The sequence below is a fragment of the Sphingomonas sp. AAP5 genome (genome assembly GCF_004354345.1).
GTDB lineage: Bacteria > Pseudomonadota > Alphaproteobacteria > Sphingomonadales > Sphingomonadaceae > Sphingomonas > Sphingomonas glacialis.
Window position 1 is genome coordinate 3,184,062 of the sequence record NZ_CP037913.1, and the last position, 20,897, is coordinate 3,204,958.

Annotated in this window: 23 protein-coding genes; 18 read left to right on the plus strand and 5 right to left on the minus strand. The window is 68.0% G+C overall.

The window, feature by feature from the left end; translation table 11 throughout:
- Window positions 1-2: 2 nt before the first annotated feature.
- Both E2E30_RS14625 and E2E30_RS14630 read right to left on the minus strand, forming a co-directional pair.
- The gene (locus E2E30_RS14625) at window positions 3-872 is read right to left on the minus strand and encodes a D-alanyl-D-alanine carboxypeptidase family protein (protein WP_133190982.1); all 870 of its coding nucleotides are present in this window, start codon (window positions 870-872) and stop codon (window positions 3-5) included.
- A 201-nt stretch (window positions 873-1,073) separates the two neighbouring features.
- Window positions 1,074-1,922: a flagellin N-terminal helical domain-containing protein gene (locus E2E30_RS14630; RefSeq protein WP_133190984.1), complete on the minus strand. Its 849-nt coding sequence runs from the start codon at window positions 1,920-1,922 to the stop codon at window positions 1,074-1,076.
- Between the two features lie 248 nt (window positions 1,923-2,170).
- On the opposite strand from E2E30_RS14630, the gene E2E30_RS14635 reads away from it, so the two are divergent.
- The 18 genes from E2E30_RS14635 (at window position 2,171) to E2E30_RS14725 (ending at window position 17,919) form a co-directional block, all read left to right on the plus strand.
- Window positions 2,171-3,475: a sigma-54 interaction domain-containing protein gene (locus tag E2E30_RS14635; RefSeq protein WP_133190986.1), complete on the plus strand. Its 1,305-nt coding sequence runs from the start codon at window positions 2,171-2,173 to the stop codon at window positions 3,473-3,475.
- On the plus strand, window positions 3,472-3,831 hold the full coding sequence (gene fliE / locus E2E30_RS14640; protein WP_189676607.1) for a flagellar hook-basal body complex protein FliE: 360 nt from the start codon (window positions 3,472-3,474) through the stop codon (window positions 3,829-3,831). The genes E2E30_RS14635 and fliE overlap by 4 nt, the downstream gene beginning before the upstream one ends.
- A 3-nt stretch (window positions 3,832-3,834) precedes the next feature.
- Window positions 3,835-5,586 carry a flagellar basal-body MS-ring/collar protein FliF gene (fliF, locus tag E2E30_RS14645; RefSeq protein WP_133190988.1) on the plus strand — a complete coding sequence of 584 codons (1,752 nt, stop codon included), beginning with the start codon at window positions 3,835-3,837 and terminating at the stop codon, window positions 5,584-5,586.
- Window positions 5,583-6,590, plus strand: coding sequence for a flagellar motor switch protein FliG (gene fliG, locus E2E30_RS14650; protein ID WP_133190990.1), 1,008 nt, complete (start codon window positions 5,583-5,585; stop codon window positions 6,588-6,590). Before fliF ends, fliG begins: the two co-directional genes overlap by 4 nt.
- Window positions 6,583-7,320: a FliH/SctL family protein gene (locus E2E30_RS14655; RefSeq protein WP_133190992.1), complete on the plus strand. Its 738-nt coding sequence runs from the start codon at window positions 6,583-6,585 to the stop codon at window positions 7,318-7,320. The genes fliG and E2E30_RS14655 overlap by 8 nt, the downstream gene beginning before the upstream one ends.
- A 136-nt stretch (window positions 7,321-7,456) precedes the next feature.
- On the plus strand, window positions 7,457-8,785 hold the full coding sequence (locus E2E30_RS14660; protein WP_133190994.1) for a FliI/YscN family ATPase: 1,329 nt from the start codon (window positions 7,457-7,459) through the stop codon (window positions 8,783-8,785).
- A gap of 1 nt (window position 8,786) precedes the next feature.
- Entirely contained in the window at window positions 8,787-9,206 is a 420-nt protein-coding gene (locus tag E2E30_RS14665; protein WP_133190996.1) for a hypothetical protein, read from the plus strand.
- Between the two features lie 40 nt (window positions 9,207-9,246).
- Window positions 9,247-10,572, plus strand: coding sequence for a flagellar hook-length control protein FliK (locus E2E30_RS20820; RefSeq protein WP_165954535.1), 1,326 nt, complete (start codon window positions 9,247-9,249; stop codon window positions 10,570-10,572).
- A 19-nt stretch (window positions 10,573-10,591) separates the two neighbouring features.
- Window positions 10,592-11,185 (plus strand): flagellar basal body-associated FliL family protein, encoded by a 594-nt coding sequence (locus E2E30_RS14675; protein WP_133191000.1) that lies wholly within the window; start codon window positions 10,592-10,594, stop codon window positions 11,183-11,185.
- A gap of 3 nt (window positions 11,186-11,188) precedes the next feature.
- On the plus strand, window positions 11,189-12,157 hold the full coding sequence (locus tag E2E30_RS14680; protein WP_133191002.1) for a flagellar motor switch protein FliM: 969 nt from the start codon (window positions 11,189-11,191) through the stop codon (window positions 12,155-12,157).
- Window positions 12,154-12,444: a flagellar motor switch protein FliN gene (gene fliN, locus E2E30_RS14685; RefSeq protein ID WP_133191004.1), complete on the plus strand. Its 291-nt coding sequence runs from the start codon at window positions 12,154-12,156 to the stop codon at window positions 12,442-12,444. Before E2E30_RS14680 ends, fliN begins: the two co-directional genes overlap by 4 nt.
- A 4-nt stretch (window positions 12,445-12,448) precedes the next feature.
- A complete protein-coding gene (locus tag E2E30_RS14690; protein ID WP_133191006.1) occupies window positions 12,449-12,706 on the plus strand; it encodes a flagellar biosynthetic protein FliO in 258 nt (85 codons plus the stop codon).
- Complete coding sequence (gene fliP / locus E2E30_RS14695) at window positions 12,703-13,560, plus strand: flagellar type III secretion system pore protein FliP (RefSeq protein ID WP_133191008.1); 858 nt, start codon at window positions 12,703-12,705, stop codon at window positions 13,558-13,560. The genes E2E30_RS14690 and fliP overlap by 4 nt, the downstream gene beginning before the upstream one ends.
- Window positions 13,561-13,564: 4 nt before the next feature.
- Window positions 13,565-13,834, plus strand: coding sequence for a flagellar biosynthesis protein FliQ (fliQ, locus tag E2E30_RS14700; protein ID WP_133191010.1), 270 nt, complete (start codon window positions 13,565-13,567; stop codon window positions 13,832-13,834).
- 190 nt (window positions 13,835-14,024) lie between these two features.
- Entirely contained in the window at window positions 14,025-14,804 is a 780-nt protein-coding gene (fliR, locus tag E2E30_RS14710; RefSeq protein WP_133191012.1) for a flagellar biosynthetic protein FliR, read from the plus strand.
- Complete coding sequence (locus E2E30_RS14715) at window positions 14,804-15,937, plus strand: EscU/YscU/HrcU family type III secretion system export apparatus switch protein (protein WP_133191014.1); 1,134 nt, start codon at window positions 14,804-14,806, stop codon at window positions 15,935-15,937. Before fliR ends, E2E30_RS14715 begins: the two co-directional genes overlap by 1 nt.
- A 54-nt stretch (window positions 15,938-15,991) precedes the next feature.
- Window positions 15,992-17,518 carry a flagellar filament capping protein FliD gene (fliD, locus tag E2E30_RS14720; protein ID WP_133191016.1) on the plus strand — a complete coding sequence of 509 codons (1,527 nt, stop codon included), beginning with the start codon at window positions 15,992-15,994 and terminating at the stop codon, window positions 17,516-17,518.
- Window positions 17,515-17,919 carry a flagellar export chaperone FliS gene (locus E2E30_RS14725; protein ID WP_133191018.1) on the plus strand — a complete coding sequence of 135 codons (405 nt, stop codon included), beginning with the start codon at window positions 17,515-17,517 and terminating at the stop codon, window positions 17,917-17,919. The genes fliD and E2E30_RS14725 overlap by 4 nt, the downstream gene beginning before the upstream one ends.
- A 4-nt stretch (window positions 17,920-17,923) precedes the next feature.
- Here the strand turns inward: E2E30_RS14725 and E2E30_RS14730 are convergent, their stop codons facing one another.
- From E2E30_RS14730 to lysA, 3 genes are read right to left on the minus strand one after another with little or no spacing between them, the layout of a single operon-like run.
- A complete protein-coding gene (locus E2E30_RS14730; RefSeq protein ID WP_133191020.1) occupies window positions 17,924-18,874 on the minus strand; it encodes a zinc transporter ZntB in 951 nt (316 codons plus the stop codon).
- Window positions 18,871-19,638 carry a precorrin-2 dehydrogenase/sirohydrochlorin ferrochelatase family protein gene (locus E2E30_RS14735; protein WP_206365590.1) on the minus strand — a complete coding sequence of 256 codons (768 nt, stop codon included), beginning with the start codon at window positions 19,636-19,638 and terminating at the stop codon, window positions 18,871-18,873. Before E2E30_RS14735 ends, E2E30_RS14730 begins: the two co-directional genes overlap by 4 nt.
- Complete coding sequence (gene lysA, locus E2E30_RS14740) at window positions 19,635-20,897, minus strand: diaminopimelate decarboxylase (RefSeq protein ID WP_133191022.1); 1,263 nt, start codon at window positions 20,895-20,897, stop codon at window positions 19,635-19,637. The genes E2E30_RS14735 and lysA overlap by 4 nt, the downstream gene beginning before the upstream one ends.

The following is a 20,897-nucleotide window of genomic DNA, read 5'->3' on the forward strand; positions in this document are numbered from 1 at the left end:
CGCTAGAAGGCGCCGCGCCGATGGCGCGCCGGCGGCGTGAAGCCGAGCTCGACGAGATTCGCGACGCGCACGTCGCGCGCCTGGACTGATTTTTCCCCGAGCACGACCGCTATGACGCGCACGCCACCGCGCTTGGCCGAGGTCGCGATGTTATACCCCGCGTCGAGCGTATAGCCGGTCTTGATCCCGTCGACCCCGCCGACCTTGCCGAGCAGATGGTCATGATTCGCATAGCGCCGCGATCGCCACGTGATCGAGCGCGTCGCGAACACGCGATATTCGCGCGCGTGATCGCGCAGCAACGCCCGCGCGAGCGTCGCCATGTCGCGTGCCGTCGTCTGGTTGCCCGTGTCGGTCAGCCCGGTCGCGTTGGCAAAGCTGGTCCGCGTCATGCCCAGCTCGCGCGCCTTGGCGTTCATCAGGCCAGCGAAATCGCGTTCGCTACCGGCGAGCCGCTCGGCGATCGCGACGCTCACATCGTTGGCGGAATGGACCGCCATCGCCTGGATCGCGGTGCGCAGCGGCAATGATGTGCCGGCGGTCAGGCCGAGTCGCGACGCCGGCTGGCGCGCGGCCCGATGCGATACGGGAATCGATTCGCTGATCCGCACCCGCCCCGAATCGAGCGCATCGAACAGCAAGTAGAGCGTCATCATCTTGGTCAGCGATGCCGGACGACGCGGCGCGTCGGGCAGATTGGCGAAGATCACCCGGCCGCTCGACGCGGTGACGAGCACCTCCGCAACCGGTCGTCGCGACACACCGCGCGCGTGCGACGGCTGCGCCACCAGGCCCGAAACGAGCGCCAGACTCCCCAGCATGACGCGCATCGACCAGGCGGGTACGCTTACTCTTACAGTTTCCAAAGCCATCGGCAGGTCTTGGAGCGGTGTCGCTTAACAAGAGATTGCACACGCGGGCGTTTTGAGACGCGCTGCGCACGACGCCGAAAAACCCCGGCGCCCATGACGGGAGCCGGGGTCTTCGCAGGCCGTCCACGCAGATCGCCAAGCGAACGACCCGGTCGGCCCCGACACCCTTTATGGGGGGTCGGGCACCAGGGCCGAGGCCGCTTAGCCGAGCAGCTTGAGCACGCCCTGCTGGCTCTGGTTCGCCTGCGCGAGCAGCGCGGTCGATGCCTGGCTGAGGATCTGCGCCTTGGCGAGGCTGGTCGTCTCGGTCGAGAAGTCGACGTCTTCGATCCGGCTCTTCGCGTCGGTCAGGTTGGCGACGTTCGAGGTCAGCGTGTTGACCGCCGAGGAGAGTCGGCTCTGGCCAGCACCGATCGAAGCGCGCGTGGTGTTGATCGACTTCAGCGCCGCATCGATGTTGTCGAGCGTGGTGCCCGCATTGGTGACGCTGGTGACGTCGAGTGCCGTCGCGTCGACCTTGGTGCCATCGATCGCCGCGATGTTGAGGTTCACCGTGTTGGCGGTCGCGTCGGATCCGGAGCCGGTCTGGATCTTGATCTTGATGTCGTCGGTCGCAGGGACGGGCGTTGCGGTGGTGACCTTGAACAGGCTGACGCCGTTGAACTTGGCGCCGAGCGTCGTCGAGAGCTGCGAGGTCAATTCGGTAACTTCAGTCTGCATGTTTGCGCGATCGTCTGCGCCATAGGTGCCCGACGCCGACTGGACGGCGAGTTCGCGGACGCGCTGCAGGATGTTGGTCGCTTCGCCGAGCGCGCTGTCGGCGGTCTGCGACAGCGCGATGCCGTCGTTCGCATTGCGGATCGCCTGGTTCTGGCCCTTGATCTGCGAGGTCAGCGACGAGGCGATCGCGAGACCGGCGGCATCGTCCTTGGCCGAGTTGATGCGCTTGCCGGTCGACAGGCGCTCGATGCTGGTGGCGAGCGCCATGCTCGCCGAGTTCGATGCGTTGGTCGCCTTGAGTGCGGCGACGTTGGTTCCGATAACGGTCATGGTGAAAATCTCCATTGGGTCCGGCAATCCCGCCGTCCCCCATCGGAGAGCCGAGCCGCCAACAGTGCTAACGACCGCATCCGCCGCGGATTAAGCACTTTTGCAAACTCGCTGCGCTTTTGCCGATTTTGCCTGAATTTACCGGCAAAAATCGCGGCAAACGGTCAGACTTTGCCGCCCCGGCAACATCCTTAACCATTCATTTACCAGAAATGCAGCATTGCAAGGCTCGTTCAAGGGGGCCCGTCATGCGATCCATCGTTCCGTCAGCCGCGATTCTTCGCCAGCACTACGCGCTGGTGTCCGCACTCCGCGCGCAAGGCTTCGCGATCGCCGCCTGCGAAGACGGCAAGGCGCCGCGCGACGCGCTCTTCCTTATTGCCGAGGGCGAGACCCCGCCCGCCCCCGCACGCACCGTCGTGCTCGCCAGCGAGGGGCGCTACGTCATTCCGTCGCACGACGGTGGTCCGGCGCGGGTCGCCTTCGAAAGCGCCGATGCCGCAGTCGGTGTGGGCTTCGTCCGCGCCTTGCTCGCCGAACCCGAAATGCCGACCGCCGCCGACCCCGAGAGCCTCGCGCTCCACGCGCTCGCCGATCGCGTCGCCGCCGCCGACATCACCGTGCTGATCAACGGCCCGACCGGCACCGGCAAGGAAGTGCTCGCGCGCTCGATCCATCTGAAGTCGGCGCGCGCCGCCGGCCCGTTCATCGCGATCAACTGTGCCGCGCTTCCGGAGACGATGCTCGAGGCGCTGCTGTTCGGCCACCAGAAGGGCGCCTTCACCGGTGCCTCGTCGGGCGGCGAAGGCTTCTTCCGTGCAGCACATGGCGGCACGTTGCTGCTCGACGAAGTTGCCGAACTGCCGCTCCAGCTCCAGGCCAAGCTGCTCCGCGCGCTCCAGGAGCGCGAGATCGTTCCGATCGGCGCGACCACGCCGCAGTCGATCGACGTGCGGGTCATCGCCTGCGCCAACCGCGACCTGCAGGACGAGGTCGCCGCGGGCCGCTTCCGCGCCGATCTGTATTACCGCCTCTCGGTCTTCCCGCTCACGACCAAGCTGCTCGCCGAGCGGCCGCAGGATATCCCCGCGCTCGCCGCGACGCTGATCCTGCGCCACGCCGGCAATCGCCAGACCGTTCCGTGGCCCGATATGTCGGCGATCGACCTGCTGCTGCGCCACGATTGGCCGGGCAATGTCCGCGAGCTCGAGAACGTCGTCCAGCGCGCGCTGCTCTTTGCCGGCGGTGACACGATCTCGGCCGAGCACATCGTCTTCGACCGCCCGAACGCACGCGCCGCCGGCGCAGCGAACGACGAGCCCGCGCAACCCGCGACGCCCCCTGTGACTTTGGGCAACATCGTCCAGATGCACGAGTTCCAGGCGATCCGCGAAACGCTCGCCGCGTGCAACGGCAGCCGGATCGAGACCGCGCGGAGGCTCGGCATTTCGGAGCGCACCTTGCGCTACCGTCTCGCCAAGGCGCGTGAACAGGGTGACGATATCGTCTCTGCCGTCGGCCGGGTGGCCCAGTACGCCATGGGTGTCGCATGAGCATCGACGCGATCGGTGGCGGCGCGATGGGCGTCGACCGGGTGATGGCGCTGCGCGCGCAGATCCTCGAACGCAACCAGGCGCTCGCGCGCGCCGGGACGTCGGGCCCCGCTGCTCCGGCGACCGAAGCCAAGCCGACGAGCTTTGCCTCGACGATGGAAGACGCGCTGAAAAGCGTGAACCAGGGTCAAGTCGAGGCGAGCAAGCTCTCCGAAAGCTATGAGCGCGGCGAGACGATCGACATCGCCAAGGTGATGCTGGCGCGCCAGCAGGCGTCGGTCGGCTTCGAGGCGACGCTGCAAGTCCGCAACAAACTCCTGTCCGCTTACAAGGACATTATGAGCATGCCGGTATAATCGATGAGCAACGCTCTCACCCCCGCTCCGCAAGGGTCGTCTGGCTCCGGGCTCGCCGCCATGGTGCCCGAACGCTTCGCCAACCCGCTCAGCCAGCTCCAGGGGCTTCTCGCGCAGCCCGCGGTGCGCCGAAGCCTGCCGATGGCGCTTCTGATCGGCCTGATCGGTGCCGCCGCGCTCGCCTGGATGATGCTCGCCAGCCCCAACCAGAAGGTGCTGTTCGCCGGCCTCGCCGATGCCGACAAGGCCTCGGTCACCGCCGCGCTGCAGGCCGCCAACATCACGTCCAAGATCGACGCGGCGACCGGATCGCTGACCGTCAATGAAGACGATTATTCGCGCGCGCGCATCCTGCTCGCCGGCCAGGGGCTGCCCAAGGCGGCACCCGGCGGCTACGCGATCCTCGACAACCTCCCGATGGGCGTGTCGCGCGCGGTCGAGGGCGAACGCCTGCGCCAGGCGCGCGAGACCGAACTCGCGCGATCGATCCAGGAGATCGACGCGGTAGCCGAAGCGCGCGTCCATCTCGCGACCCCCGAACAATCGGTGTTCGTGCGCGATTCCGCCGCACCGTCGGCCTCGGTCATCGTCAAATTGCAGCCGGGCCGCTCGCTCGGCGACGCGCAGGTGTCGTCGATCATCAACCTCGTCGCCTCGTCGGTCCCGGGGATGAAACCCGAAGGCGTGACGATCGTCGACCAGATGGGTGGCTTGCTGACCAAGGGCGCGAACCAGAGCGCGCTGGGTGCGGCAAGCGACGAACGCGTCGCCTTCCAGCGCCGGATCGAGGAGAAATATCGCGCGCAGGTCGTGCAGATGCTCACGCCGCTGATCGGCGCGGGCAATTTCACCACCGAAGTCCAGGCCGATGTCGATCTCAACGAGACGCAGGCGACCAAGGAAAGCTATGACAAGCAAGGCGTGCTGCGCGTCGAGCAGGGCCAGTGGACCGGCAACGGCAAGGACGGGCAAGCGCCCGGCGGAATCCCCGGCGCGCTGTCGAACACCCCGCCGCCGGCCTCGACGCTGAGCGCGCCGCAGCCGACCCCAGCGCCGACCCCTGCCCCGGGCGCGACTCCCGTCGCATCGACGCCGGGTGCCACCGGCCCGGTCGTCGCGGCGGCCGCCGGCGCGGTCAGCGATGCGCTGAAGGCGAGCGACCAATATTCGCGCGCTTACGATCTCGGCAAGGAAGTCTCGGTCAGCCGCACGGCGCCCGGCACGATCACGCGCCTGTCGGTTGCGGTGCTGCTGCGTGACCCGGAAACGGGCAAGCCGCGCAGCCAGCTCGAGATTCAGCAGATCACCCAGCTCGTCCAGACCGCGGTCGGCTACAGCCAGCCGCGCGGCGACCAGGTCACGGTTATCAGCCGCAAGTTCGCCGGCGCGACCGCGCTCGACGACAAGCAGCCATGGTACGAGGCCGGCTGGCTCCCGGTGGTGGCGCGCAACGTGACGGCACTCGTCATTGCGCTGCTCGTGCTGTTCCTCGGCGTCCGTCCGCTCGCGACGGCGCTGCTCAAGAAGCGCGACGACAGCGCCGCGCAGCCGCGCGCCGCGCTCGGCCGCGAGATCGGCGCGCCCGACGGCTATGAAGGCGGCCAGATCCCGCCGCCGCGGACCGACCAGCCGGTCAGCATCGATGCGCTCGAGAATGCGCGCAACTATGACGACCGGATCGGCATGGTGCGCGGCTTCACCCGCGACAATCCGGCGCGCGCCGCGCTCGCCGTACGGGACATGATCAAGTCATGAACGCTCCCACCCGCATTTATACCGGCGTCGAACGCGCCGCCGTGCTGATGATGCTCGTCGGCGAGGAGGAAGCCGCCGCGATCCTGCAGCAGCTCGATCCCGAGGAAGTCCGCCAGCTCGGCAAGGCGATGTTCGCGGTCGCCGATGTCAGCGAGATCGAGGTCGAGGGCGTGCTCGACGATTTCGTCGGCAAGGCGCGCGAACGCACCGCGATCGGCTTCGACCCGCGCCCGCGGATCGAGGCGGTGATGACGCGTGCGCTCGGCCAGGAGAAGGCCGACAGCGTGCTCGCCCGCATCGTGCCCGCCCAGGAATCGTGCCAGCTCGACTTGCTCGACTGGCTCGACGCAGGCGAGATCGCCGCGATGATCGAGAAGGAGCATCCGCAGATCGCCGCGGTCCTGATCGCCAATCTCGATCCGACGGTCGGCGCACAGGTGCTCGAGCTTATGCCCGATGCGGTCCAGCCGGATATCCTCCACCGGCTCGCGCGGCTTGGGCCGATCACGCCCGAAGCGGTCGAGACGCTCAAGACGATGCTTGCGAACCGCACTGGTACATCACAAGCCTCGGCCGGCGTCACGCTCGGCGGCACCAAGGATGCCGCCAAGATCCTGTCGAGCGGGCGCAAGGCGACCGAATTGCGTGTCATGCCCAAATTGTTCAAGATCGACCGCGACGTGGCGAAGGCGATCGAGGAAGCGATGTTCGTGTTCGACAATCTGCTCGAGCTCGACGACAAGAACCTCGGCACGCTGATCCGCAACATCGACAGCGACATCCTCACGCGTGCCTTGAAGGGCGTCGACGAGAGCATCCGCGCCCGCTTCCTCGGCTGCATGTCGAGCCGCGCCGCCGATGGCATTCGCGACGAGATGGAGGCGCGCGGGCCGATGAAGCTCTCCGAAGTGCTCGAGGCGCAAAAGGTGATCATCCAGATCGCGCGCAACCTCGCCAAGGACGGCACGATCCAAATGGGTGCAGGCGAAGACGATTATGTCTGAGTTCACCGCAGGTTTTTCCGCGCGCGGCCAGGGCGTGGCCGAGGCACTCAAGGCAGCGTTCGCGCCGCGCGTCGCGGGCTTTGCGCCCGCCGATCTGCGCGACCGCGTCGCACGCGGCCCCGTCTCGTTCGCGCCGCAAGCGGCAGGCGAGGCCGGCCCGCGCCACTTCACCCCCGCCGATCCCGACAGCAACCCGACCGAGGGGTGGGACCCGTTCGAGGCGGCCGCCGCCGCAACGCCGTTCGTCGATCCGATCGAGGCGGCGCATTCCGCGGGCTATGCCGAAGGCGTCGCCGCGGCGCAGGCCGAGATGGCGGTGACCGGGGAGCGTGACCGGACGCTGCTCGCCTCGCTCGCACAAGCGCTCAAGTCGGATGATCGCATCGATCGCGACGCGGTGGCGCAGCGGCTGCGCCAGACGGTCTTGTTTCTCGTCACCCGCCTCGTCGGCGAAATCGGCGTCGAGCCCGACTTGCTCGCGCGCCGCATCGAGGCCGCAGTCGATCTGCTGAGCGATGCCGCCGAATCGGCGATCCTCCATGTCCATCCCGACGATGTCGCGTTGCTCGAGGACAAATTGCCGCGCCAGATCTTCGCGGTCGGCGATGCGAGCCTGGCGCGCGGATCGTTCCAGCTCGAAAGCGCGTCGACGATCGTCGAGGACGGACCCGAGCTGTGGCTCGAACAGCTGGCGCACGCGATCGACCGCGTCGCGGTGCCGGCGGCATGATGCCCCCTTTCCCCGATTCGCATCCGTCACCCCAGCCCTTTGGCGGGGTCCACCGTGATGCACAGCCATCGGTCGCAGCACGCGCGTCCCGGTGGGCCCCGGCACAAGGCCGGGGTGACGAAGGCGCAGCGCTCCCATGCTGAACCGCTTCACTGACTCATACCTCGAATCGCTCGGCATCGCCGACTTCGCGCCTGCGCCCAAGGTCGCGGGCCGACTCGCCTCGTTCGACGGGCTGCTGATGGAAGCGGTCGGGCTCACCGTCCCGGTCGGCACGGTCTGCCAAGTCGGCGATCGCCACTCGGGGGTCGAGGCCGAGGTGATCGGCTTCCGCAACGGCCGCACGCTGCTGATGAACCTCGGCGGCCCCGCCGCTTTGCTCCCGCAAGCCCCGGTCCGCCCGGCCGGCGCCCCCGGCGAGGCCGAAGTCGGCGCAGCCCTGCTCGGCCGCGTCGTCGATGGCGCGGGCAAGCCGATCGACGGGCTCGGCCCGATCCGCGGCGCAGGTCGCTGGCCGCTTGCGGGCAAATTGCAGTCGCCGCTCGATCGCGGCCGCGTACTCGCGCCGCTCGACGTCGGCGTGCGCGCGATCAACGGCTTGCTTACCGTCGGCCAAGGCCAGCGTATCGGCATCATGGCGGGTTCTGGCGTCGGCAAATCGGTGCTGCTCGGCATGATCGTGCGCGCGGCGGAAGCCGACGTGATCGTCATCGGCCTGATCGGCGAGCGCAGCCGCGAAGTCGCCGACTTTCTCGAAACCAAGGTCGCAGGCGACGCCCGAAAGCGCGCCGTCGTCGTGGCTGTGCCCGCCAACCATTCCCCCGTGCTGCGCATCCGCGGCGCGCTGCGCGTCCATGCGATCGCGGAAGCCTTCCGCGCCGAGGGCAAGAAGGTCCTGCTGATCATGGATTCGCTCACCCGCGTCGCGCACGCCGGGCGCGAGATCGGCCTGGCGCTCGGCGAACCCGCGAGCGCCCGCGGCTATCCGCCGTCGGCGATCGCGATGCTCCCCAATCTGATCGAACGCGCCGGCACCGACGTCCATTCGGGCGGATCGATCACCGCGATCTACACCGTACTCGCCGATGGCGACGACGGGAACGACCCCGTCGTCGACTCGGCGCGCTCGATCCTCGACGGGCATATCGTGCTGTCGCGCCAGCTCGCCGAGCGCGGCGTCTATCCGGCGATCGACATCGGCCCGTCGGTCAGCCGCGTGATGACCGACATCGTCGACAAGCCGCACCTGAAAGCCGCGCGCACGCTGCGCCGCCACCTCGCGACGTATGAGGAAAATCGCGATCTCGTGCTGATGGGCGCATATCGCGCGGGCGCCGATCCGGCGATCGACACCGCGATCGCGTGCCACCCGGCGGTGATGGAATATATCAAGCAGGACCCCGACGAGCAGGTTTCGTTGCCCGATGCGGCGGCGGAACTGATCGGTGTGTTCGGCGCCGACTGAGATGGCCAAGCCGACCAAGCTCGAGCGCATCCTGCGCGTCCGGACGCTCCAGCTCGGCCTCGTCCAGGCCGAGGAAGCGCGCGCGCATGATCGCACCGCGAGCGAGGCGGCGCTAAAGGGCCGCATTGCGCAGCTTGTTGCCGGTGTCGCACCCACGCCCGAGCCCGTTGCGGGCTTCTCGCTCGTCGCCGCAGCGCATTTTCGCGAGCGCCTTCATCAATCGGCGCACGCCGCCGAGGGCCGCCTGCGCGCAGCGCAAGCCACCGCCGAGCGCGCAGTCGAAGCAACGCGCGAGGCGCGTCGCGACCAGAGCGCGGTCGAAAAGCTGATCGCGCGCGCCGATGCGCTCGAAGTGCTCCGCGAAATCCGCGCACTCGAAGCCGCGCCGGCCGGCCGCAAGAACCGGCACGATCCTTGCTGATCACCGGGTAACGGCCGTTTGCGGCCTGCCCGGAGTTCCGATGATCGATCCTCTGCCCGCTTTGCCCTCCCCCGTTGCCATCGGCCCGACCGCCAGTGCGGCCAAGGCGGCAGCGCGCGCGCATCCAGCGCGATTCGGGCAAACGCTCGCGTCCTTCCTCGATTCGCGAGCCGCCACGCACGATCGCGGTGCCGGCACACCGCGTGAGGACGACCGGCACGACACTGCCGCCGACGGCAACGCCTTGCCGAGCAAGACCGATTCAGCCGACGCCACGCCTCCGATCTGGATGGCGCCGCCGTCCCCGCTTTCCGCGCCCGTCGTGATAGCCGAGCTCGCGCCACCTGCTGACGGCCAGCTCGTCGGCGGCATAAGCTCGCCGGCGCCGACGCCGACCCCAGTTCCGCCATCTACAGCCGCGGGATCCCACGCGCCGACAATCGCCGACAGTACCGGCGCGATCGTCGCGCTGACGCCGCCAGCCTCCACGCCGCACACCACTGCTGCGTGGTCGAGCCCGCGGACCGACAGCCAGCCTCGCCCCCTGCCGGCGCTGGCGGATATGCCCGAGCTATCCGGCACGCTCGCGGCAACCGGCGCACCCACCAACCAAGACGCGCGGCTCGTTCTGCCACCGCTCGATCCGGCGATCACCGCCGCGCTCGACACTGCGCTGACGCGCGCGGCGGTGGCGCGACAGGACGCGGCGTCGCCCGCTCCCGCCACCGCCGACGCCCCGCAACCGCTCGCACTCGCTTCGTCGGGGCCGGCCGACGCGGCGGTCATCGCGAGCGCCGTGCCACAACCCGCCGGGCGCGTGTTCGCCGCCGCGCTCGCCACCGCCTGGCGCGATCGCGCCCAGCGCAGTGGCGATCCCGAGGCATCCGCCGGTACGATGACGCCAGGCGTCGGCGCGCCGACGCACGCGGGCGACGCGGCGAGCGTACCGGCTGCGGGAAATGCCGGCCAGTCCGGGCTCGATCTCACCCGCGACACCGGGCTGCAACGCATGATCGAGCATATCGAGACGCTGCGCGACGATGCCGACGCGCGCGACACGCGGATACGGCTCGTCCCCGATGCCCTGGGCAGCGTCGATGTCGCGGTGCGGCAGGTCGGCGACCGCGTCCATGTCCACTTCACCGCCGCGCAGGAGGCGACGCGTGCGCTGATCGCCGATGCGCAGCCGCGACTGAGCGAACTCGCCGCCGCGCGCGGCGTGCGGATCGGCGACACCAGCGTGTCGGCCGATTCGGGCAGCGGCACCGGCGGCGCGCCACAGCCGCGCCCCGCCCCATCCATCACGCCAGCGCCGCGCGCGCTGGCTGAAGAGACCCAAACCCCATCCGACGCTCGCGTCGCATAAGCTTTGAAGGAGTCAGATCATGAGTGAGACCGTCACGGAAACCCCCAAGAAGAAGAAGGGCGGGATGATGAAGATCATCCTGCTCGTGGTCGGCGCGCTCGTGCTCGTCGGCGGCGGCGTCGGCGGCGCGCTGTACGCGATGAACGCCGGGCTGATCGGCGGTGGCAAGGGCGCGGCCGAACCAAGCGGCCCGCGGCTCGTCCCCAAGACCGAGCAGAAGCGTGCCGGATCGGGCGAAGGCGGGGAGGCCAAGGAAGGCGGCCACAAGCCCCCAACGGGCACCGGCGGCGACAAATATGCCTCCAATTATTACGCGATGGACAAGGAGTTCACCTCCAACCTCCAGGACAGCGTGCACTTCGTCCAGGTCGGCATCGCGGTGTCGACTCCGTACGACGATACCGTCGTCGAAAACATCAAGACCAACGAAATCGCCGTTCGCTCGGCGATCCTGATGGCGCTTGGCGACACTACCGAAGAGCAGGTTTTTTCGAGCACTGGCAAGCAGTTGCTCCAGCGTCGCATCGCCAAGGCGATCAACGACACGCTCAAGCAGAAGGAAGGTTTCGGAGGCGTTGGTAACGTTTACTTTACCAATTTTGTTGTTCAGTGAGGCATGGTTAACGAAGGCCTTCAGCACGCACCAAGCGACCGGCGCGAACGTCCGCGCCGCGAGGCCGCGCATGCGACGCTCGGGGCCGCCAATCTCAACCCGTTCGGCGATCTGCATACCGTGCAACATCTCTCGGCGCGGCTCGCGCGCGGGGTGCGCGCGGTGTTCGAGCCGCTGCTGCGCCGCGAATGCCGCACCTGGGCCGAGCCGCTCGTCGTCCAGCGGCTCGCCGATTACCGCGCGGAACGTCCCGACGGGCTGACCGCATGGCTCCCGCTAACGATGGCGTCGGCGGGCGCGCTGCCCTCGGGCCAGGCGCTCGCGGTGCTCGACGGGCGCTTCGTGCTCGAACTGCTCGATCTGTTCTTCGGCGGCACCGGCGCGGTGGCCGGCGATATCGGCAGCGAATTCACGCCGGCCGCCGAGGCGATGATGACCCGGCTCGGCGCGATGCTCGCACTGCCGATGCAGGCGGCGTGGGAGCCGCTCGCGCGGATCGAGTTCACCCCCGGCCGCGTCGAGGCGAACCCGTCGCTGATCCCCGAACTCGATGTCGAGGATGCCGTGGTGATCACACGCTTCGGGATCGCGGTCGGGACGGCAAAGCCGGTGTTTCTCGACCTGCTCTATCCGGTCGCGGCGTTGAAGCCGCACGGCCCGTCGCTCACCGGCAAGGTCCACAAGACCGCCGAGCCCGATCCCGCGTGGCGCAACAGTCTCACCCGCGCGGTGATGGACGTGCGCTTCGAGGTCCGCTCGGTGCTCGCCGAGCCGATGGTCTCGCTGCAACTGCTGATGGACCTCAAGGCCGGCGACGTGATCCCGATCACCGTCGGCCAGGACGTGCCGGTGATGATCGGCGGCGACCGGCTCGGGGCGGGGACCGTCGGCACGTCAAACGGCAAGGCCGCGATCCGGCTGACGACAATTTCGAACGATTTAGAACGTGATCTCAGGGGTGGACTGCAATGAGCGAGATGAGCGGCGGTTTCCCCGTCGATACCAGCCTGGCGGCCAATTTCCGGCTGCTGCAGGATGTCGACGTCAAATTGACCGTCGAGATCGGCTCGACCTCGCTGACGCTGCGCGAATTGCTCGCTTTGGGCGAGACGAGCGTGATCGAGCTCGACCGCCAGGCCAATGAACTGCTCGACGTGCTCGTCAACGGCACGCTGATCGGGCGCGGCGAGGTGGTGATGGTCGGCGACCATTTCGGTGTGCGCATGACCGAGCTGGTCAGCCCAGAAAAGCGCGGTTGACGCCATGATGTGGTCGTACATCCTCAAGCTCGTCGTGCTGCTGCCGCTCGTCTGCGGGCTGATGATCGGGTGCCTCTATGCGTGGCGCAAGCTCGAGGCGCGCATGCCCGGCCAGCCGTCCAACCGGATGCTCAAGGTCGTCGAGACGATGATGATCTCGCCGAGCGTGCGCGTCGCGGTGCTCGATTTCGAGGGGCGCAAGCTGCTCGTCTCGGTCAGCCGCACCGGCGTTGCGCTGCTCGATCGCGGCGACGGCAAATGAGCGTGCGCGTCGTCCGCAAGGGCTCGGGCCCGGCGCTGATCCGCACGCCTGCGCCGCGCGTCGCGCCGTGGGGCAAGATCGCGCTCGTCGTGCTCGGCATCCTGTTCGCGCTGATCGTCGCGCATCCTGCCTTCGCGCAAGCCGCACCGCTTGCCACGCCGCCCGCGCCCGGCGCAGGTGATGCGGCGGACCGCGCGCTGAAGGATCTCGGCGGCGGCAATGCGCCGCTCGCGCTGTCGCTGCAGCTGCTCATCGTCATGGGGCTGCTGACGATCCTGCCCGGCATCTTGTTGATGATGACGAGCTTCACGCGGATCATCATCGTGCTGTCGATCGTCCGCCAGGCGATGGGGCTACAGCAGACCCCGCCCAACCAAGTGCTGATCGGGCTCGCGCTGTTCCTGTCGTTCTTCGTGATGGCGCCGACGATCAACCAGATCAACGCGAGCGCGATCCAGCCCTATGCCGCGAACAAGATCGGCGCGACCGACATGATCAAGGCGGCGGGCGTGCCGCTCCACGCCTTCATGACCAAGCAGACGCGCAAGAAGGACATCACGATGTTCGCCGGCATCGCCAAGAGCGGACCGTACCAGAATGCCGAGCAGATCCCCTTCTCGGTGCTGCTCCCCGCCTTCGTCACGAGCGAGCTCAAGACCGCGTTCCAGATCGGATTTCTCGTGTTCCTGCCGTTCATCGTGATCGATCTCGTCGTCGCGACGGTGCTGATGTCGCTCGGCATGATGATGCTGTCGCCGACGATCATCTCGATGCCGTTCAAGCTGCTCCTGTTCGTGCTGGTCGATGGCTGGGCGTTGACGATGGGCTCGCTTGCCAACAGTTTTGTGAACTGATCCGATGGACGCGGACTATTTCCTGACGATCGCCAACCAGACGATGTGGGTGCTCGCGCTCGCCTCGGCACCGATCCTCATTCCCGCTTTGTTGGCTGGGCTGATCACCGGCATGATCCAGGCGGCGACGTCGATCAACGAGCAGACCTTGTCGTTCGTGCCCAAGCTGCTTGTAGTGGCGGTTTCGCTGCTGGTGTTCGGCAGCTTGATCATCGGGCTGCTGTGCGATTTCACGCTGGGGATCTTCGAGCGGATCCCGGATCTAGTGCGATGATCACCGTGGGGGGGCGCTCTTCTGCTCCCCTCCCGCTTGCGGGAGGGGCTGGGGGAGGGCCTGTCACAAGCGCTTCGCACGCTTCCAGGTCATTCCCTCCCCTAACGCAGTTCGAGGTGAACGATGCCCCGCATCGTTCAGGTCATGCCGGGGGCATGACCGACCTCGAACTCGCAAGCGGGAGGGGAATTTGAGTCCCTTAGGCTTCGGCCTGTCGATCGAACCGCAGCTCTGGGCGTTGATCTTCGTGATGGTCCGCGTCGGTGCTGCCTTCGTCGCCGCGCCCGTGTTCAGCGCCGTCGCGATCCCGCTCGTCGTTCGCGTCACGCTGTCGGGCGCGATCGGTGTGCTCGTGCTGAGCGTCCACCCGATCACCCCGCCCGAACACGTCTTCGCGCTGGCCACGATCCTCTCGGTCGCCGCCGAAGCACTGGTCGGGCTAGCGCTCGGCTTCGTGCTGCAGATTGCGTTTGCCGCGCCGATGATCGCGAGCGAGCTGATCGGCACGTCGATGGGGATCGGCTTCGCCTCCGCCATCGACCCGCAGAACGGCAAGTCGACCCCGGCGCTTGGCCAGTTCTTCTCGATGATGCTCACGCTGCTGTTCCTCAGCGTCAACGGCCACCTGATTCTCGTCGAGATGATCGTGAAAAGCTATGTCGCGCTCCCGCCGGGCGGCGCCTGGCTGAAACCGCAGCAGCTCGAGAACATCGCCTTTTCCGGCGGCTACACCTTCCTCGCCGGGCTCCTGCTCGCACTCCCGGTCGGCTTCCTGCTGCTCTGCCTCAACCTCGTCGTCGGAATGATCTCGCGTTCGGCACCCTCGCTCAACCTGTTCGCGGTCGGGCTGCCGGCGAGCCTTGCGGTCGGCGTCGTCGCGCTCGCGCTCGGCTTTCCGGCGATGGGCGACTATCTGCTCGTCATCATCGATGAAGGCCTGGCGGCGACACAATCGCTGGTGCTCGGCTGATGGCAGACGAATTCGGCGAAAAGACAGAAGCACCAACCGCCAAGCGCAAACGCGACGCGGCCGAAAAGGGCGATGTCCTCAAATCCCGCGAACTCGCGACGGCGCTGATGATGCTCGCCGGCTGCGGCTGGCTCGCCTTCATGGGCCCCTCGCTGGTCGGCGCGTGCAAGGACGTGATGACCGCGAGCTTCGCGTTCGATCACCGCGATATCGAGGATTTCTCGCCCTTCCGCCCGCTCGTCCAAAGCGGCTGGAAGCTCGCGCCGTCGCTCATCTCGCTGCTCGCGATGACGATCGTCGCGGCGATCGTCAGCCAGGCGGGGCTCGGGCATCTCAGCTTCAACGGATCGCTGCTCGCCCCCAAGGCGTCGCGGATCAACCCCGGCGCGGGATTGAAACGGATTGTCGGGCCGCAGGGCTGGATCGAGCTTGGCAAGTCGCTGCTCAAGGTCGTGCTGCTCGGCGCGATCGGCTGGCACATGCTCGATCAAGTCGCGCATGCGACGATCGGGCTCGCCTCGACCAATATCGGCACCGCGGTCGGCGTGCTCGGCAGCACCTTTACCGGCGTGCTGTTTGCGATGGCGGGCGGGCTCGTCGTGATCGCCGGGATCGACGTGCCGCTGCAGATCTTCCAGCTGCTGCGCAAATTGCGGATGTCGAAACAGGATCTGCGCGACGAGCATAAGGAAAGCGAAGGCTCGCCGGAAGCCAAGGGCGCGATGCGCCAGCGCCAGCGCGAGATGTCGAAACGCTCGATGCGCAGCGCGGTGAGCGAAGCGCACGTCATCCTCACCAACCCGACGCATTTCGCGGTCGCGCTGCGCTACAATCGCGAGACCGACCAAGTCCCCGTCGTCGTCGCCAAGGGTCGCGGCGTGATCGCGCTCGCGATCCGCGAGCTCGGTGCCGAGGCGCGCGTGCCCGTGCTCGAATATCCCTCGCTCGCTCGCGCTGTCTATTACACCAGCCGCGAGGGCCAGGAGGTCCGCGACGATCTCTACGTCGCGCTCGCGACGATTCTCGCTTTCGTCTTCGGGCTCAACAGCCAGGCGGGCGCCGCCGCAGTGCCGCCGTCGGTCCAGGTCCCGCCAAGCGCGCGCTTCGACGAGAATGGCGTGAAACAAAGCTAAATTTTCGAGGCGTTTCGTCGTTCTTCCAACTGAGCGCTTTTCCGGGACGATGATATGGTGACGACCACCGCGACCACTCCGACGACCTCGACCGCCACGGTGTCGGGCTCGTCGATCCTGACCTCGCTCGGTGCCGGGTCGGGGGTCGATACGGCGAGTCTGATCAAGTCGCTGGTCAGCGCCCAATTCGCCGCGAAGAACGCCTCGCTCAGCGCGCAGGACACCGCGCTCACCGCACAGATTTCCTCGGTCGCCAAGGTACAGAGCGCGATTACCAGCTTTGCCTCGGCGCTGACCTCGCTCGTCACCGGCGGATCGCTCGCATCGCAGCCGACCAGCTCGGACGCGTCGGTGCTGACGGCAACCGCGCTGCCCGGCGCAAAGCTGGCCGGTCTGTCGACGCAGGTGACCGTCAACGCGCTCGCCACCGCCCAGACCGCGATCGCGGGTTTTCCAAGCGGCGCACCGACCTTCGACGCGGGCACGCTGACGCTCACCTTCGGCACGGCGGCCGACAGCGCGGTCTCCTCGCTCACCACACCGTCCGCTCCGATCCAGATTGCGATCGCTCAGGGCGCCAAGCTCACCGACGTCGCTGCGGCGATCAATGCGAGCGGCAAGGGTCTCACCGCGAGCGTGGTGACCGACGTCAACGGCGCGGCGTATCTGTCGATGAAGGGGCCGACCGGGACCGCACAGGCCTTCACGTTGAGCGGCACTGGCAACCTGTCGCAGTTGAACGTCGGCGGCGGCAGCGGCACCGCCGCCGCGAGCATCAACAGCAATGCCGGCAATGCCAATCTGACCGTCGACGGCGTGAGCGTCGAGCGCACGAGCAACACGATCAGCGACCTTGTCGCCGGGGTGAAATTGACGCTCACCGGCGTCTCCCCCAGGACCAGCACGACGACGTCCAGCGGCACCACTTCGGTCGCCAAGCCCGTCTCGCTCGGCAGCACGACGCCGCGCGACGGGATCGCGCAAGCGGTCACCGATTTCGTCACGACCTACAACCAAGTGCTCGCCGAGCTGAAGACCGAAACCGACCCGGCGACGGGCCCGTTGCGCAGCGACTATAACGCGACCAACTTGCTGCGCTCGCTGCGGGGCCTCACCGTGACGCCGCTGTCGAGCGGGGGCGCGGCGGGCGATCCGGTCAATCTCGCCTCGATTGGTGTCGCGACCAACAAGGACGGCACGCTCAGCGTCGATTCGACCAAGCTCAACACCGCCTTGCTCAAGACCCCGGCCGCAGTCGAGGCGCTGTTCGCCAACGGCACCGGCGCGACCGGCGGCGGCCTCGCCGCCGCGCTCAACGCGATCACCAGCGCGGCGACCAACAACAAGGTCATCGTCAACGGCCAGGCCCAGAGCACCGGCCTCGTCGGCAGCACTGCGCTCTACACCGCCAAGCTCGCCAAGGTGAACGACGCAGAAGCACAGGTGACGACCGATACCGCCGCGTATCAGGACCGCCTGACCAAGCAATATGCCGCTTCCGACGCGATGGTCGCAGCCTATAAGGCGAGTGCGAAGGCGCTGCAGTCCCAGATCGACCAGTGGAACAAGACCGGCGGATGAGCGTCGCTTATGCCACGGCCTTCGGCCGCAATCCCGAGGCGACGTATCGCCAGATCGAGCTTGCCGGGCAAACCGCCGAGGCCGATGGGCCGGCGTTGGTCCAATTGCTCTATGACGAAGCGATCCGGGCCTTGCGCGGCGCCGCCTGGGCGGCCGAGCACGGCAATTACGCGATGAAGAGCGACAAGGTGACGCGCGCCACCGCAATCCTCTTCGCGCTCGAGGCCGGGCTCGATTTCACCGCGGGTGGCACCGTCGCCCCGGCGCTCGCCAAATTGTACGGCGGGGCGCGGCACACCGTCGTCACCGCCGCGATCGGCCAGGATCCGCGGCCGTTCCGCGATGTTGCCGACACGCTCGACGAAATCGGCCAGGCGTGGCGCGCGGTGCGCGCGGCCTGATCCGTCAGCCGAACCAGCGTTTTACCGAGAAATAGCCGATGATGCCGACGGTGATCGCGATGCAGATCCCGCCGATCACATCGAACGCCCAAGGCTCCTTGGCGAAGGGCAGTCCCTCGACATTCATCCCGTACAGGCCGGTGAGGAAGGTCAGCGGGAGGAAGATCAACGCGACGATCGAGATCAACAGCGAGCGCGAATCGATCTGTTCGGCGCGCAAATCGGTCAGCGCCTCGTGCATCAGCGCCGAGCGCTCGCGGATCGATTCGAGTTCCTCGGCCATGCGCGCGGCGCGATCGGCGGCGGAGGCGAGATGCAGCCGGTCGTCATCCTGCAGCCAGTCGCACGGCAGCGATGCCAGCTTCTCGAGCGCGGCGCGCTGCGGCGTGAGGAAGCGGCGATAGCCGATCGCGGCGACGCGCACCTTGGTGACGTTGCGGCGCAGGACGAACACCTTGTCGGCGTCGAGATCGGCCTCGCAATCATCGAGGCTGTCGCCGAGATCGGCGACTTCGGGGTCGAGCTCCTCGGTAATCGCCACCGCGAATTCGGCGATGAGGTCGCCCGGGTCGCGGATCGTGCCGCCTTCGATCTGTTTGGTCACGTCGTCGACGGCAGTCAAAGAGCGCCGCGTCACCGAGATCACCCGCCCCGCCGTCGCCCAGATGCGCAGCGAGGCAAGCGGGTCCGATGTCGTCATCGCCTCGTTCGAGCGGCCGCGCAAATTGAGGATCGCGCCATCGCCGAGCGCTTCGCAGCGCGGCCGCGATTCGCTCGTGGTCAACGCCTCGACGACATAGTCGGGAAGCTTGGCGACGTCGCCCAGCCATGCCTTAGCTTGCTCGTTATTGCTGGTGAGATGCACCCAGACCAGATCGCTCGGCGTCTCGAGCGCGTTCTGAATATCGATGCGTTCGGCCGTGCCGTCGGCCACCCGGTACGCAAACCCGCTCATTCCATCTCCACCCACAGCGTCAGTCCTGGTTCGCGCGTAACGGGCCGCGCGTCCGAAACGATCCGCACGGCGTCGGCGCGCGATCGATCGAGGATCGCCGCGGGCGCGTGGGGCGGCGCGTAAATCCGGTCGGCGAGCGCGAGCGCGCGCGCTTCGCCGAGCGTCAGATCGTCGGGGTCGGCCGAGCGCAGCCGCAGCGTGACGAGCCGATCGGTCGGCGCGGCGGGCGCCGTCAGCCACGTCTCGACGGCATCGGGCCCCGCCGCGAGCGGATCGAGCGCACCGCCTTGCGCAAACGCCGCGCCGAGCGCGCGCCGTCGTGTGTCGAGCGCGGGCAACGCCAGCCGGATCGCGGCGCGCAAGGCGTAGAGCCGGTCGGCGAGCGGCCCGAGCGTCGCCGGGAGCAGCCCCTCGAGTCGCTGCCGCAGCGCCGCCGCCAGGCCGGCCGATGCACCGCCGGTGCCGATCGCGATCAGCACCGGGCTGCGATCGATGATCGCGGGCAGCGTGAAATCGCATTTATCGGGCCGGTCGACCGCGTTGACGAGCACACCGCGCGCTTGAAGCCGCGCGATCGCCGCCTGCGCTTGCGCTTCGTCCTCGATCGCGACGATCGCCAAGGCAGCGCTCGCCTCCTCGCCGACGATCACCGCGCCCGCGCGTTCGAGCAGCCGCCGTTTCGCATCGGCCGGCTCGCCCTCGCCAAGCAGCATCACCGGGCGGCCCGCCAGCCGCACGAACAGCGGCAGGCTGTGCAGGCTCACGCCTTCAACCAGTCCGGAATGCGCTCGGCGGCAAGGATCGTCTCGGGCAGGATTCGATCGGCGACGACCGCGAAGCGATCGCCATCGACGAGCACTTCAGGCACCAGCGCGCGGCTGTTATACGTCGACGCCATCGTCGCGCCGTACGCGCCGGCGGTGCGGAAGATCGCGAGATCGCCGCTCTTCACCGTGTCGATGTCGCGCGCCATCGCGAAGGTGTCGCCGCTTTCGCACACCGGGCCGGCGATATTGGCGGTCATCCGCGCGCCGCTCGGGGACACCGCCTCGAAATCGTGCCACGCATCGTACATCGCCGGGCGCGCGAGATCGTTCATCGCGGCGTCGACGATGACATACGGGTTGATCGCGCCGGGCTTGACCCAGATCACCTTGGTCAGCAGCACGCCGGCATTGCCCGCGATCACGCGGCCGGGCTCGAACATCAGCCGCACGCCCCACCCCTTGGTGACGCGCGCGACCATCGCGCCATATTCGGCCGGGCTCGGGAACACCTCGCCCGCGCGGTACGGCACACCGAGCCCGCCGCCGAGATCGACTCGCTCGATCGGATGGCCCGCCGCGCGCAATTCGGCGACGAGCGCGCCGATCCGCGCATAGGCCGCCTCGAGCGGGGCGAGCTCGCTCAGCTGGCTCCCGATATGGATCGCCACGCCGCGCAGCGCGAGCCCGGGCAAACCGGCGAGCCGCGCGAAGATCGCCGGCGCCTGGTCGATCGGCACGCCGAACTTGTTCTCGCGCTTGCCCGTCGAGATCTTCGCATGCGTCCCGGCATCGACGTCGGGATTGACGCGCAGCGTCGCATCCGCGCGCATCCCGCGCGCGGCGGCGAGCCCGGCGAGCACGACGCCTTCCTCTTCAAGCTCGAGATTGAACTGGCCGAGCCCGACATCGAGCGCGGTCGACAATTCGCCGACGGTCTTGCCGACGCCCGAAAACACCACGTCCTTCGCCGGGATTCCCGCCGCCAGCGCGCGCGCCAGCTCGCCGCCCGACACGACATCGGCGCCATAGCCTTCGCGCGCGAGCACGCGGAGCACGGCAAGGTTGGGGTTGGCCTTGATCGCGTAGGCGAGGTGGACATCCCCCGCCGGCGCCAGCCCTTCGCGAAACACGCGCGCATGGCGCTCGAAGGTCGCGGTCGAATAGACATAGACGGGCGTGCCGACCACTTCGGCGATCGCCGCGAGCGGCACGCCCTCGCAGTGCAGCGCGCCGTCGACGAGCGAAAAATGATCCAT

Bases quoted from the DNA above. Each gene is read 5' to 3' on its own strand.
- E2E30_RS14625 (WP_133190982.1), bottom strand. From the start codon at position 872: ATGGCTTTGGAAACTGTAAGAGTAAGCGTACCCGCCTGGTCGATGCGC.
- E2E30_RS14630 (WP_133190984.1), bottom strand. From the start codon at position 1,922: ATGACCGTTATCGGAACCAACGTCGCCGCACTCAAGGCGACCAACGCA.
- E2E30_RS14635 (WP_133190986.1), top strand. From the start codon at position 2,171: ATGCGATCCATCGTTCCGTCAGCCGCGATTCTTCGCCAGCACTACGCG.
- fliE (WP_189676607.1), top strand. From the start codon at position 3,472: ATGAGCATCGACGCGATCGGTGGCGGCGCGATGGGCGTCGACCGGGTG.
- fliF (WP_133190988.1), top strand. From the start codon at position 3,835: ATGAGCAACGCTCTCACCCCCGCTCCGCAAGGGTCGTCTGGCTCCGGG.
- fliG (WP_133190990.1), top strand. From the start codon at position 5,583: ATGAACGCTCCCACCCGCATTTATACCGGCGTCGAACGCGCCGCCGTG.
- E2E30_RS14655 (WP_133190992.1), top strand. From the start codon at position 6,583: ATGTCTGAGTTCACCGCAGGTTTTTCCGCGCGCGGCCAGGGCGTGGCC.
- E2E30_RS14660 (WP_133190994.1), top strand. From the start codon at position 7,457: ATGCTGAACCGCTTCACTGACTCATACCTCGAATCGCTCGGCATCGCC.
- E2E30_RS14665 (WP_133190996.1), top strand. From the start codon at position 8,787: ATGGCCAAGCCGACCAAGCTCGAGCGCATCCTGCGCGTCCGGACGCTC.
- E2E30_RS20820 (WP_165954535.1), top strand. From the start codon at position 9,247: ATGATCGATCCTCTGCCCGCTTTGCCCTCCCCCGTTGCCATCGGCCCG.
- E2E30_RS14675 (WP_133191000.1), top strand. From the start codon at position 10,592: ATGAGTGAGACCGTCACGGAAACCCCCAAGAAGAAGAAGGGCGGGATG.
- E2E30_RS14680 (WP_133191002.1), top strand. From the start codon at position 11,189: ATGGTTAACGAAGGCCTTCAGCACGCACCAAGCGACCGGCGCGAACGT.
- fliN (WP_133191004.1), top strand. From the start codon at position 12,154: ATGAGCGAGATGAGCGGCGGTTTCCCCGTCGATACCAGCCTGGCGGCC.
- E2E30_RS14690 (WP_133191006.1), top strand. From the start codon at position 12,449: ATGATGTGGTCGTACATCCTCAAGCTCGTCGTGCTGCTGCCGCTCGTC.
- fliP (WP_133191008.1), top strand. From the start codon at position 12,703: ATGAGCGTGCGCGTCGTCCGCAAGGGCTCGGGCCCGGCGCTGATCCGC.
- fliQ (WP_133191010.1), top strand. From the start codon at position 13,565: ATGGACGCGGACTATTTCCTGACGATCGCCAACCAGACGATGTGGGTG.
- E2E30_RS14715 (WP_133191014.1), top strand. From the start codon at position 14,804: ATGGCAGACGAATTCGGCGAAAAGACAGAAGCACCAACCGCCAAGCGC.
- fliD (WP_133191016.1), top strand. From the start codon at position 15,992: ATGGTGACGACCACCGCGACCACTCCGACGACCTCGACCGCCACGGTG.
- E2E30_RS14725 (WP_133191018.1), top strand. From the start codon at position 17,515: ATGAGCGTCGCTTATGCCACGGCCTTCGGCCGCAATCCCGAGGCGACG.
- E2E30_RS14730 (WP_133191020.1), bottom strand. From the start codon at position 18,874: ATGAGCGGGTTTGCGTACCGGGTGGCCGACGGCACGGCCGAACGCATC.
- lysA (WP_133191022.1), bottom strand. From the start codon at position 20,897: ATGGATCATTTTTCGCTCGTCGACGGCGCGCTGCACTGCGAGGGCGTG.